The organism is Algibacter miyuki, assembly GCF_030409805.1.
Lineage (GTDB): Bacteria > Bacteroidota > Bacteroidia > Flavobacteriales > Flavobacteriaceae > Algibacter > Algibacter miyuki.
Map to the genome: position 1 here is coordinate 122,962 of NZ_JAUFQP010000016.1, position 13,698 is coordinate 136,659.

Below are 13,698 nucleotides of genomic sequence, written 5' to 3' on the forward strand. Positions count from 1 at the left end.
CTTGAAATAAAAAAAGGCTCTAAATTTTAAAATTTAGAGCCTTTTTTAAGTTTTATATATTTTACTACTACAAAACGCTTTTAATAAGCTTAGTCATGTTTTCGGCTCGTGCTTTAACTTCGGCTTCTGTCCAAGATAGTTTTATTAAACAAGATATATTTCTACCAATATAATGATCTGATTTGTCGAAGGTTTTAGTTTGAAGATATTCTAAACCTGTTTTTACTTCTTCGGAAATAGGAAACAACGATTTTAATTTTTTTAAATGATCCCATTTGCGAATGTAGTGCCAGTTGTTGTCAAAATAATTCCAACAGGCATCTACTCCACCGTTTTTAAAAGCTTCAATGACTTTTCTTGAAGTTTCTAAATCTGGCATAAAAAAGTTTAAAAAGGCACAGCTTTCTACACCACCTTCGGGAACAGTTCTAAACTCCACCTCTGGAATTTCGGACAACGCCTCACGTAATATATCGAAATTTCTCTTTTGAATGCTTAAAAACTCTGGTAAGCGTTTTACTTGTGCTAAACCTACGGCAGCATGCAATTCTGAAATTCTAAAGTTATATCCTAAAAACGGATGGGTTTCTGCTCCACGATCGTTTCCAACATGGTCATGACCATGATCGCTATAATGGTCGGCGTTGGTGTAATAGGTTTCGTTGTTAGTAATTACAGCACCACCTTCTCCACAGGTAATTGTTTTTACAAAATCGAATGAGAAACATCCTAAGTCGCCTACGCTCCCTAATGGTATACCGTTAAAAGTACCTCCAATAGCTTGACAGGCATCTTCCACTATTAACAGGTTATGTTTTTCAGCGATTGCTTTAAGTGTCGTCATGTTTGCCATACTTCCGCACATTTGCACCACCATTATAGCTTTTGTTTTTGGCGTAATGGCCGCTTCTACAGCTTCGGGGTTTAAACCTAAAGTGTCATCTATATCGGCTAAAACAGGAATCGCACCTAGCATCATTATGGCTTCAAAACTGGCTACAAAAGTGAAGGTTGGCATAATCACTTCATCGCCTGCACCCACACCAGCTGAAGCTAAAGCTACAGATACGGCAGCGGTTCCGCTAGACACAAGTTGTACGTGTTTGGATTGAAATGTGGTTGCTAATTCGGCTTCTAAGGCTTTGGCTTTCCAGTGTCCGTTACGCATTCCGTCGAAACCGTAGCGCATTAAAACGCCACTGTCTAACACATCGTTTACTTCTTGTTTTTCTAATTCTCCAAATAATTCGAATCCTGGCATAATGTTGTTGTTTTATATATTTTTAATTGCGGACGAAACTCGCGTTAGGGATTGAACGGCTTGTTTGAGCTCTTTTTGTGTTGTTGCACTTATGCAACACAAAAAAGCGAGTAGTGAAAGCCCGACCCTTTTCGGGTAACGCCCATATGTTTTATAGTTCTATAATGGTTTCATTTATTGGTTTTCTTACTTTTTTTAGGGTGGCGAAAAAATCGTTATCTGCGCGGAAACCTACGGGTAAAAGTAAAACGGATTTTAGTCCTTTTTGTTTTAATTGTAGGGTTTCGTCGAATTTTTCGGGAAGAAAACCTTCCATTGGGCAGGCGTCTATGCCTTCAATCGCGCAAACTGTCATGAGGTTACCGAGGGCGATGTATGCTTGGTTTTTTGACCATTGTTGGCGTTGTTCGATAGTTTTTACATCCATCATGCCGACAAGTTGCTCGCGGTATGGTTTAAGAATAGTTTCGGGGGTGTTTCTAATGGTTTTTATGTTGTTGTAATATTCAGTAACGTCGCTTGCCTCGATGTTGTCTTGGATACAAATGACTAGTAAATGTGAGGCTTCTACCACTTGTTTTTGATTGAAAGCGTATGGCACCAATGATTCGCGTATGGTTTTATTTTCGACAATTACAAGACTTAAAGTTTGTAACCCAAAAGATGTCGCCGTTAGATTAAAGGCTTCTTTTAATGTGTTTAATTGGGGTTTTGAGAGTGTTTTGCTGGTGTTGAATGCTTTGGTTGCATAACGCCATTGTAACTGTTGTATGATGTCCATTTAATTTTTACTTATTTGCTTTGCAAAAGTAAGGTTTTAAATTATTGTTTTTTTTGTATTGATTGGTAAATTTTACCGAGCCCAGACTCCAGGGAAAATTTTTTATAATATTTATTTATCTGTTTTAAACCTACAAATCAATAGGTTATAAATTAGTTTGAAAATTATTCTGAAAAAAGTTAAAAATAATTTTTTTACATCGAAAAAGGATACTATATTTGCACCCGCATTCAGGCAATAAACCTGATGAGCACTCAAGGAGAATTGGCAGAGTGGTCGAATGCGGCAGTCTTGAAAACTGTTGAGGGTCACACCTCCGGGGGTTCGAATCCCTCATTCTCCGCTTAGAGATTAAAAAGTCTCACTAAAAGCTCGTAAACATTATGTTTATGGGCTTTTTTAATTTTACTCCATATCAAATAAAATCATATTATATCAAATAAAAGGAGCTGCATTCGGTGGGTAAAATTTAAATATAAATCGCGCACCGAACTCATTATTAAACACTAGAAAACAACCACTTACATGTTTTTTGTGTTTAAATATTTTGTATCTTTAAAGAGGATACAAACTACGCCTTTTGACATCAAAGGATATTAACTAATATATTTTAATCTAATAATTCTTCAGAATAATAAAAATCATAAGTTTAATACTGCTATTAAAGCAGATAATTGAAAGAATCGAGATTAAATCTAATATTCCTTAAGGAAAGAAATCATTATTATACTTCTCTCTTCTATTAAATACTTTTTAATCGAGTAATTGACAGTTTGAATGTTTAACCGTTAAAATTTTATGTTACTTATCCTTGACAAAAGATATGTATTCCATATAAATTGTGGGTTAGAGTATATGTTCAAATTCTTACAATAAAAAGGTTAACACTAATATTATAGAAAAAATCATTGTTACGAAAATTCCATGACAGACGTCTAAATAACATCTTAAAATATGGGCTGTTTCTCTATCAAACCTTTTTTAACGTGATTCACTCAAAATAGTAGCAAAAAAGGCCATTAAATATACAAAACAAAGTAAGATTATATTTATCTGTAGACTTTAAACCACCAAACATGTTATATAAATTACCAGTATAAAACCTATTTTAACCTGTAGCTAAAGTACAAGACAACATTATTCTTTTTTTTTATTGCCCTTTTACAGAAAATTTAAATAATGTATTACTCGTATAAGTTTCACCTGGACTTAAAACTACAGAAGGAAAACTTTTTTGGTTAGGAGCATCTGGATAATGCTGTGTTTCTAAACAAAACCCACTTCTATAATTATATGTACCTCCTTGCTTACTAGGCAATGTGCCATCTAAAAAATTACCTGAATATAATTGTATTCCTGGTTCATCGGTAAAAACCTCTAGTACTCTTCCGCTTTTAACTTCGTGAGCCATTGCCGCTAATCTTATTCCCGAATTTTGATTGTTTAGGACCCAACAATGGTCGTAGCCTAAACCTTTTTTTAATTGGTCATTTTTTGCATTAATGTCCTTACCTATAGTTTTAGCTGCTTTAAAATCGAAAGGTGTATTAGTAACATCTCTCAACTCTCCTGTTGGTATTAAGGTTTCATTTACAGGAATAAATTGATTTGCATTTATAGAAATTTCATGGTCTAAAATGGTTTTAGAAAAATCTCCCGATAAATTAAAATATGAGTGTTGCGTAAGGTTTATAATAGTTTTCTTATCGGTAGTAGCCTTATACCCCACGTACAACTCATTATTGTTGTTAAGCGTATAAGTTACCGTGGTTTCTAAATTCCCTGGGTAACCTTCTTCCATATCTTTACTTAAATAATGAAGTATTAAAGAGGCTGTACTATCTGTTTGCTTTTCTTTAGCCATCCAAACTACTTTATCAAACCCCTTGTCTCCTCCGTGCAAATGGTTTTCACCATCATTAGTAGCTAGTGTATATTTTGTTCCATCCAAAGAAAATTCACCTTTAGCAATTCTGTTGCCAAAACGCCCAATTAAAGCACCAAAATAAGGCGTCTCTTTCTCATAGTTTTCTAAGGTTTCGTAGCCTAAAACAATGTCTTGATAGTTACCATTTTTATCTGGTGCTGTCCACGAAGTAATTATGCCTCCATAGGTAATGATACTAATTTTCATACCTAAATTATTTTTCAAAATGTATTTATCTACGGAAATACTATCAGTAGTTTTACCAAAATGTTCTTTAGAAATTTTGACTAATTTTTCACTTTCTGGCTTAACTACAACATTTACTTTAATTTTCTCATTGTTCTTACATTGAACATTTACCAAGAAAAAACTAAACACTAATATAAAATACAGGCTATACTTTGTTGCTTTCATCATTTATGCTTTTTGAGTTAATTACTATCTTATAAACGATGCTGAAACATATTGTAGTAAGCCTCGTTTGCATTAATTTTATCTTTAAAATCTCTCACCGTAGTTTTATCATCTATAACTAATAGTTCAATACCAGCGATATCGGCAAAATCTTCCATATACTCTGAATTAATCGCTTGACTATAAACGGTATGATGTGCTCCTCCTGCTAAAATCCAAGCCGTTGCAGCAACTTCTAAATTAGGCTTTGCATCCCACAATACTCTAGCAACAGGAAGATGAGGCAACTCGCCCATAGGTTTTACAGCTTCTACTTCGTTTACAATAAGTCGGAATCTATTACCCATATCCACTAAAGAAACATTAATAGCCTCCCCTTCAGGCGCATTAAACACCAACCGAACAGGGTCCTCTTTACCTCCAATACCTAGGGGATATACTTCGCACGTAGGTTTATCGCTAGTTATTGACGGACAGATTTCTAACATGTGAGCCCCTAAGACATAAGATTTATCTGATGTAAAATGATAGGTATAATCTTCCATAAAGGATGTGCCGCCTTCCAGTCCGTAATTCATCACTTTTAACGCTCTTAACATAGCGGCTGTTTTCCAGTCGCCTTCACCTCCAAAACCATAGCCATCGGCCATTAATCTTTGCGTTGCAATACCTGGTAGTTGTTTTAAGTCTCCTAAATTTTCAAAGGTATCGGTAAATGCTTTAAAGCCTCCTTGATCTAAAAAAGCTCTTAATCCGAGTTCTATTTTTGCCGCATCAATTAAAGATTGTCTTTGATTTCCACCTTCTAATAAAGCTGGAGTTAATTCATAAGACTCTTCATAAACAGTTAATAAATCATTTAATTCTTTATCTGTAATGTTTTCGATATGCTTTACAACATCTGAAGAATCGAAACCGTTTACAGAAAACCCAAATCGCATTTGCGCCTCCACCTTATCACCCTCTGTTACAGCAACTTCACGCATATTATCTCCAATTCTAGCTACTTTAAGGTTCTGCAACTCATCCCAACCTAGTACAACACGAGACCATATACCAATTTTTTTCTGAACAGCTTCTGCTTGCCAATGGCCTACAACCACTTTACGCTTTTTACGCATTCTAGACATGATAAATCCAAACTCTCTATCGCCATGGGCCGATTGGTTCAAATTCATAAAATCCATATCAATAGTATTCCAAGGAATTTCGGCATTAAACTGTGTGTGCAAATGACATATAGGTTTATTAATGATACTTAAACCTTTAATCCACATTTTTGCAGGAGAAAACGTATGCATCCAAAGTACTAAACCAATACATTGTTTAGATTGATTGGCAGCAACACAAATGTTTGTGATTTCATCTGGCGTTTTAACTGTGGGTTTAAAAACAATTTTTACAGGAATAAGTGAAGATGCATTTAACCCATTTACAACGTCTTGTGAATTAGACGCTACTTGCCTTAAAGTCTCTTCTCCATACAAATGCTGACTTCCTGTAATAAACCAGATTTCCTTTTTCGATATATCTATCATTTTAAATACTTTTTTTTAATAATTATTGACCATAATATGAATTTGCTCCATGCTTACGCTCGTAATGTTTTTTTATTAATGAATCTTTTAATCTGGCTGCACTAGGATTTATTTGTTTGGTTAAATAAGCCATTTCTGCAATCACTTCTAAAACTTTGCTATTATACACAGCCTTAGCTGCATTTTTACCCCATGCAAAAGGACCGTGATTACCAATAAGTATCATTTCTACATCGGAATGCGATAAACCACGTTCTGTAAAACAGTCTAGAATTTGAACACCTGTATTATGCTCGTAATTACCCATAATAAGATTATCCTTCATTGGTGGCGCACATGGGATATCGGACGTTAAATGATCAGCATGTGTGGTGCCTAAAATTGGAATATCTAATTGAGCTTGTGCCCATGCTACAGAATAGGTAGCGTGCGTATGCGCTATACCTCCAATAGTATCCCAATGTTTATATAAATAAGCATGGGTTTTAGTATCTGATGATGGACGCATATCGCCCTCTATAATATTATTATCAAAATCGACAATTACTATATCTTCCGGCCTTAAAACCTCGTAAGCTACACCACTTGGTTTTATGGCAAAAACACCTTGGTTTCTATCTACAGTACTCACATTACCAAAGGTATAAACCACCAAATTCAATGCGTTTAATTGCATATTAGCTTCGTAACATTCTTCTTTTAAATCTTTATATTTTAAGCTCATAATTTTATTTTTTTAAACCTTCGACAAAAGCACTTAATTGGGAATAAGATGCCATAAGTTTTTTATAATCATCAACTTTTTCTTCCTCAGGAAAATACTCGGCTTCAAAATCACTCCCCATTATTGTACTTGCCTCAATTACATTTGGATAAATACCCGCAGCAACTGCCGCATAAATAGCTGCTCCCAATGCTGGTGCTTGATCCGACTGTGCTACTTTTATAGGTTTATTTAAAATATTAGCCAATGTTTGCATAATAAATGGTGATTTTCTAGCAACACCACCAATGCCTATAACACTATTAATTTTAACACCTTCTTCTTCAAAACGCTCAACTATTTTTTTAGATCCAAAACAAATGGCATTTACTAAGGCTTTAAACACCTGAGGTGCCTTTGTTCCTAAAGAAAGATTAGATATGGCTGCTTTTAATTCTTGATTAGCATCAGGAGTTCTGCGTCCGTTAATCCAATCTAATGCCGTTGGAATACTTTCAGATAATGGTATATTTTCAGCTTCTTCACTTAGTTTTTTAATAAAATTAGAATCTATTTCGTCTTTTAATTTTTGTTTTTGTTCTTCGGAAATAATATGAGATGTTAGTACCAAGTTATCTATAGGCCAATACAACACATCTTTATACCAAGCCAGTAAATCACCAAAAGCAGATTGCCCAGCTTCTAAACCAATGAGCCCTGGAATTACAGATCCGTTAACTTGTCCGCATATCCCTTTAACCGTATTGTTTCCAATAATTTCACTTGAAGATACCATAATATCACAGGTAGAAGTCCCCATAACCCTAACCAAAGTATTTTGGTCAATTTTCGCTCCGATAGCTCCAGAATGTGCATCGAATGTACCAACAGAAATCAAGGTATTAGTGGTTAAACCTAAGCGTTGCGCCCAAGTTTTACTTAAACAACCTGCAACAGTATCTGATGTATACGTTTCGTTGTATAGATTTTTTCTCAAAGCTCCCAAGTATGGATCTAGTTGATTTAAAAACTCCTCTGGAGGTAATCCATCCCAACTCTCGTGCCACATGGCTTTATGCCCCGCCGCGCATCGACTTCTTTTAAATGTTTCAAGATTTTTATTTTCTATCAATAAATAAGTCATTAAATCGCAATGTTCCATCCAAGTATATGCAGCATTTTTTACAGCATGATCTACCCTGACGATGTGTAATATTTTTGCCCAAAACCATTCCGAGGAATATATTCCACCTTCATACTTCGTAAAATCTTCTCCCCCCCAATTTGTTGCTAATTGATTAATTTCATTAGCTTCATTTATAGCGGTATGATCTTTCCATAAAACCATCATCGCATTTGGATTGTCTTCAAAACCTTTTACAAGAGCTAAAGGCGTTCCATCTTTAGTTACAGGAATGGGAGACGACCCTGTGGTGTCAATACATATTCCTTTTACATCGTTTGGATTTACATCTTGTACTACAGACTTAATGGTGCTTTCTAAACCTTCGATATGATCTAAAGGATGCTGACGAAATTGATTGATAGATGCATTACAAAATTCATTATTTAACCACCTTTTATAATAATGAACATGAGATTTTAACTCCGCTCCTGTTAATGCATCTATTAATACGGCTCTAACAGAATCTGAACCATAATCTAAACCAATTACATAATTATTCATCTTAAAAAAATATTTATCTTAATTATTAAAAACAGCAAAACCTACAAGTGTAATATTTACATTTGTAAATTAATGATAAAATTTTCAACTGACAAAATTATATCGCCTATAAATGTTGTTTTAACACTTATAAAAGATGAGCATGACTCTTTTTTTACTTATATTTTATATATTAGCTTTAAAATATTATAAATGGTAACAGGATATAATTCTAATGATAAAGTGTTTCTTGCTGTAGATTGCATTATTTTTGGATTTGATGGTGAAAACCTTGAAGTACTTCTTATTCAACGCGATTTTGAGCCGGAAAAGGGAAAATGGTCTTTAATGGGAGGTTTTTTAAAAAATAACGAAACCTTAGATGATGCTGCTGCAAGAATTTTACATAATCTAACAGGAGTGCATGATATTTACATGGAACAACTATACTCCTTTAGTGAAGTAGATAGAGATCCAGTTGCAAGAACCATATCTACATCGTACTATGCTATTATCAATATTGAAAAACACAATGAAGAACTAATTGAAAATTATAATGCAAAATGGTTTCCATTATCTGAGGTTCCCGAATTAATTTTTGATCATAATATAATGCTAAACAAAGCTATAAGAAGATTACGCAGACGAACTTCTATAAGTCCGATAGGTTTCGAGTTACTCCCTGAAAAATTTACTATGCGCCAACTTCAAAATTTATATGAAGCTATTTTAGATAAAGAACTAGATAAAAGAAACTTTATTAATAAAATTAATTCGATGGATGTATTGATAAAACTCAAAGAAAAGGATATGACTTCGTCTACAAAAGGGTCTTTTTTATTTAAATTCGACAAGGACAAATATGATGAAAAGCAAACTAATAGCTTTTACCTTAAGTTATAATTAAGACACTAAAATTCAATTATAAATATCAAAAAATAAAAAGGAATCAGACCTAAACCTGATTCCTTTTTATTTATTATACTCTAACCAATTTATTTAACAACAATCTTCGCTTTTGCTGAATAATTTCCAGCCTCAATATCAATGATATAAATACCACTTGTTTTGGGTGCTGTAAGTTTAATTTGATTAATAATATCCATCCGGTTTGATTCAATAACTTCTCCTAAAATGTTGTAAATACGTATAGTTGCATTTTTATATTGAACTTTATTATTCAATTTTATATTAAAATCTTGCCCAATACCTATAGGATTTGGATAAACTTGCAATAACCTTTCATTAACTACATCTAGTGATTCTGCGGTAAGTGTTATATTATTTGATAAGTAGGTAATATCACTAGCATCTAACGCATAATTATAAATTCTAAAATCATCATAACTTTGGTTGGTATATTTATCTTGAGATTGTTGAGATTTACCTAAATAATTTTGATGCGTTTCACCAACATCCGATGGTGTAAGGTTGCAGTTATTATCTGTAAAAACTAACTCTCCATTAATAAAATATTTTAGTGTAGTTCCTTCTAAAGTTAGTGCAACATGTACCCATTCATCATCAGGAAAATCACAAGGCATGTAAATATTATATCTGTTGCCTTCCAATGGAGATATTATAAATCTAGACTCGGTTTCATTAGCCTTAGGTATAAGTAACATATACTTATCGCCAGCCGATCCAAAATCAAAAAGGCGTAAATAATTATTGGTTACTGCAGGTGTTTTAAACCATGATACTATAGAAAAGTCTCGAAGACCATATACCACATTCTCCCCTAACTGAACATAAGATTCTTCAGTTTCTGATAATGTTACCGCACTACCATTATTACCGGTAGACCAAATAGCATTGTTTTTTAATTCACCATGAAATCCGCCCCATTCATCATAAGCTATGATTCCTGAATTTTCATTAAATGTGAATTTTGCATGCTGACCTAAATTAGGATTTGCAACCAACACGTTAGATTCTGGCCCTACACCTTCGGTATTTACAGGTTGTACTTTATAATAGTAAGTGGATCCATTTACAACATTGATGTTATCCACATATCGAACACCATCAAAATTATTAGCGATACTAGTAAATGGTCCGTTTGGATTTGATGATTTAGATATGTTGTAGTAGGTATCAAAAACAAAATTCCATGTAATAATATTAGCAGCATCACCAGATGAGATATATAAGTTTTCTATCTCATTTGGCGCATCAATACTATTTGTTGTTACATCAATAACACTTGAATATTCGCCTTCTCCAGAACTATTTACGCCAACAATTTTGTAGTAATAGGTTGTAGTTGCTGTTAAATTTTCGTCTCTATACGTTAAATCATCTAGATTTTCTACAATAGTTTCAAAAACACCATCCATACTATTTGAGCGTTTAATTGTATATCTTTTAGCATTGGCTGCACTATTCCAATCTAATTGAATAATGGTTCCTGAAACAGCGGTTCCAATTAAAACAGGTGCAGCAGCTGGCTGATCTTTTACAACATTAACCTCTCTTGAATATGAAGATTGTGTATCTTTATAGCTCATTGCTCTTACTCTATATATAGCAGATGTATAGGTTATAGGATCTGAAAAACTTACGATTTCTCCTGCTACATAATCTTCCCCATTTACCAAAGTTGCAATAGGCACAAAATCGGTATCCATATCTGTTTTTCTTTCTAAAATATAATGTTTACCTGTTTCTCCATTATGGTCGTACCAAGTAAGTATACTTTGACTATAATCCTCAGAAAATGTTGGATTTACCCATGGCGGCGCTATTTTCCAGTTATGGCTATATTCATTAGCTTTCTTAAATCCTGTGCCCGAGTTAAACTCACCAAACATTTCTCCCGCAAGTGTTAATTGTCCGCCTAGTTCTAAAGTTCGCGCATCGTTAACCCATTGGTATAAAAAATGATGCTCGACTAGATCGTTAGTTTCAAAATAAGATAATATTTGCTCTAATTTGTCTCTATTTCTTTCGGCATTAGCAGGAGTAAGTGGTAATGAGCCTGTTTTTTGAACGCCGCTTTCATCTAAAATAGGATCGCCATTAGGGTAGAATCTTGGTCCGCTAACATCCGGCCATTTAGAAGCATCTGCCCCATTGGTCCAGTTTGCTCCATTATTCCATTCTGTAATCCATACAGGTCTTCCTCCAATAGATGCTGAAGAAATATTCCATCCCCACCAACTTGTTGGTTGATCTTGATAGGCATGAAAAGCAATAAAATCTACTCGATAATTAAGTTCATCACAAAGTTGCATAAACTCATTAAGCCATGCGCTACCAATAGCTGCAGGTGCTGGCGAGCCAATTCTTAAGCCCGATTTAAAAATTTCTGGCCATTGGTTAATTGCAGAAGCTACGGACATGTTCGCTTGGTCTGGTCTTGCCGGTTCATTATAACCTAAAACATGAGATACATTAGTTAAAGAGTTGATTTTTGTAAAAGAATCCCAACCCAAATTATGGCGCATTGGCACAAAACTAGCATCTACATTTTCATTATTTCCACCAGCAGACCAATTGTATGATATCGTTGGGCTTGCCTTGTAATTAGCCTCTCCAGCCAATGCATTCGAAATTCCTTTTTTAGAATTCCATTGCCATTTAAAAACTCTTATAAATGATACAAAACTACTTTGGTCGGTTGCTGATTTAACAAAACCTTCTGGTAACATAGATACTTCCATATCTTCATCACTAGCAATAAACATTCTACTATAGCCTGTACCATTAGCATTATTAGCTAAAGTTGCTGCAAATCCTTTTTTTAGTTTAAAAGATTTTACATTGTTATTAAAAGCACCTAAATCATTATGGTAAGTTTCTACTTCTAAAGATATAGCATCACCGCCAAAATTCTCTTCGGTATAAATAGTAAGTGCTTCTTGCATGGCTATGTTACCGTTAGGGATAATGACACAACCTGAAGCGTAAACGGCAATTCTATCTTTTGCACCATCAAATGGTTGCCCATTTATTTTAACATTATCTAACCAACTATTTTCTTCATTTAAAAATATAGAAGGCTTTATTCTTTCAATATATAACCACGACTCATCTGATGTTAAATTAACCGTACTATTTCGAAGCGGATCAAAATCTGTAATATGTACTTCTGACTTCCCAGATACCGTAATCTCGGCATTAATAAAACGCGTAATACTATAATCTTCATCAGTTATACTTACCGGCGTTTTAGGGTAATCTCCCGAAGACACAGGAGCGTAAGCACCTGATCCATCAAATGTTACCGAAGCGACTTGCATGTTAACAGCACCCTCCGGATAGTTTTTACCTAAAACAATTCGAGGTTGAGCCCCAAATTTCTTAAGCGATAAGTTTCCAACAAACCATATACCTTGACCATCATTTTCAAACAGCAAATAGTAAGTTCCCGCTTCTGTTGTGGTAAAGGCTAAATTACTATTGGTTAATTTTCGTTGGTTGCCATTACCAATGGTTGTTGAGAATTGGTTAATTATATTGTTTCCCGTAGTTTCTTGACTGGTACTTATTTTGAAAGTTCCCGAAGTACCATTTCCCCAATAAGTATATAAAGTATTAAGATTGTAAGTTGTGTTAGCCTCTAACGTTACAGGGTAGTAATAAGAAGAGCCATTACTTACACCACTTTCCCATCGCATCATCATAAAATGATCAGTACCTGTGTAAGTTTGACCATTGTATGTTAAATTATTATTTAAACTGTTAATAAACCTTACACCAGAACCACTGTTAGGGGTATTCCATGGTACATTATTGGCTCCATTATTATTCCATCCCGCTTGGAAAGGGGTTTGCGTAGTTAGATTTCCAAATGCATTTTCGGTAATGTTTGGTCCTTCAGTCATTTCAGAAAGATCTGGATTTGCATTTTCAATACCATCGACAATATCATAAATGGTTTCTAAATTTTTAGAATCAATATAGCTTCCATTTTGATAAATATGAACGGTATTTCCCTCCACAGCATAACGAATGGTTTGCTCTTCTGTTGAAGAAAAATTCATCATATACGCACTAGATAAAGGTGTTGTCCATTGAAATTTATCTGAACTTAAGGACGTTCTAAAACCTGTAAAATCCTTTTTCCGAAGGTCGAAATCTAAGCCTCTACCTTCTGAAGAATTAATAGTCGCTTTTATTTCTATAGACATATTTTGATACATGTCTATAGGAAGTTCTATTACATTTACAACGCCGGAACTATTAAAAATTTCTGAGGAATGAAGCGTTGTTGGCAAACTGCCTTTTGAGTCTAAACTAGGTTCTTGCGAATAGACCTGTGTTGTTATTAGAATTAAAACAACACTTAAAATCTGGATTAATTTAATCATTTTGTTGAATTTTAAAAGTTTTATTTAGTTTACATTTATTTATAATTACTCGTTTAGGTTAGTAATTAATTTAAAGTGCATTTAGAAAAGAGG

Annotated in this window: 8 protein-coding genes and 1 tRNA gene; 2 read left to right on the forward strand and 7 right to left on the reverse strand. The window is 34.1% G+C overall.

The genetic code is table 11. The annotated features are described in order from the left end of the window. Positions 1-67 precede the first annotated feature (67 nt). Positions 68-1,261, reverse strand: a complete 1,194-nt coding sequence (locus tag QWY92_RS19245; RefSeq protein ID WP_290274708.1) for a DegT/DnrJ/EryC1/StrS family aminotransferase — start codon at positions 1,259-1,261, stop codon at positions 68-70. A gap of 151 nt (positions 1,262-1,412) precedes the next feature. Continuing rightward, the gene (locus QWY92_RS19250; RefSeq protein ID WP_290274711.1) at positions 1,413-2,042 is read right to left on the reverse strand and encodes an NAD(P)H-dependent oxidoreductase; all 630 of its coding nucleotides are present in this window, start codon (positions 2,040-2,042) and stop codon (positions 1,413-1,415) included. A gap of 258 nt (positions 2,043-2,300) precedes the next feature. Between QWY92_RS19250 and QWY92_RS19255 the strand changes: the two genes are divergently transcribed. Then, positions 2,301-2,385, forward strand: a tRNA-Ser gene (locus QWY92_RS19255). A gap of 807 nt (positions 2,386-3,192) precedes the next feature. Here QWY92_RS19255 and QWY92_RS19260 read toward each other — a convergent pair. From QWY92_RS19260 to QWY92_RS19275, 4 genes are read right to left on the reverse strand one after another with little or no spacing between them, the layout of a single operon-like run. Then, positions 3,193-4,383 (reverse strand): aldose epimerase family protein, encoded by a 1,191-nt coding sequence (locus QWY92_RS19260; RefSeq protein ID WP_290274868.1) that lies wholly within the window; start codon positions 4,381-4,383, stop codon positions 3,193-3,195. Positions 4,384-4,412: 29 nt separating this feature from the next. Continuing rightward, positions 4,413-5,921: an L-arabinose isomerase gene (araA, locus tag QWY92_RS19265; RefSeq protein WP_290274714.1), complete on the reverse strand. Its 1,509-nt coding sequence runs from the start codon at positions 5,919-5,921 to the stop codon at positions 4,413-4,415. Positions 5,922-5,943: 22 nt separating this feature from the next. Then, complete coding sequence (locus tag QWY92_RS19270) at positions 5,944-6,645, reverse strand: L-ribulose-5-phosphate 4-epimerase (RefSeq protein ID WP_290274718.1); 702 nt, start codon at positions 6,643-6,645, stop codon at positions 5,944-5,946. Positions 6,646-6,649: 4 nt separating this feature from the next. Then, a complete protein-coding gene (locus QWY92_RS19275) occupies positions 6,650-8,311 on the reverse strand; it encodes a ribulokinase (RefSeq protein ID WP_290274721.1) in 1,662 nt (553 codons plus the stop codon). Between the two features lie 192 nt (positions 8,312-8,503). On the opposite strand from QWY92_RS19275, the gene QWY92_RS19280 reads away from it, so the two are divergent. Continuing rightward, positions 8,504-9,193, forward strand: a complete 690-nt coding sequence (locus QWY92_RS19280; RefSeq protein ID WP_290274722.1) for an NUDIX hydrolase — start codon at positions 8,504-8,506, stop codon at positions 9,191-9,193. 92 nt (positions 9,194-9,285) lie between these two features. Here the strand turns inward: QWY92_RS19280 and QWY92_RS19285 are convergent, their stop codons facing one another. Then, on the reverse strand, positions 9,286-13,605 hold the full coding sequence (locus QWY92_RS19285; protein ID WP_290274724.1) for a glycosyl hydrolase: 4,320 nt from the start codon (positions 13,603-13,605) through the stop codon (positions 9,286-9,288). Between the last annotated feature and the right edge of the window lie 93 nt (positions 13,606-13,698).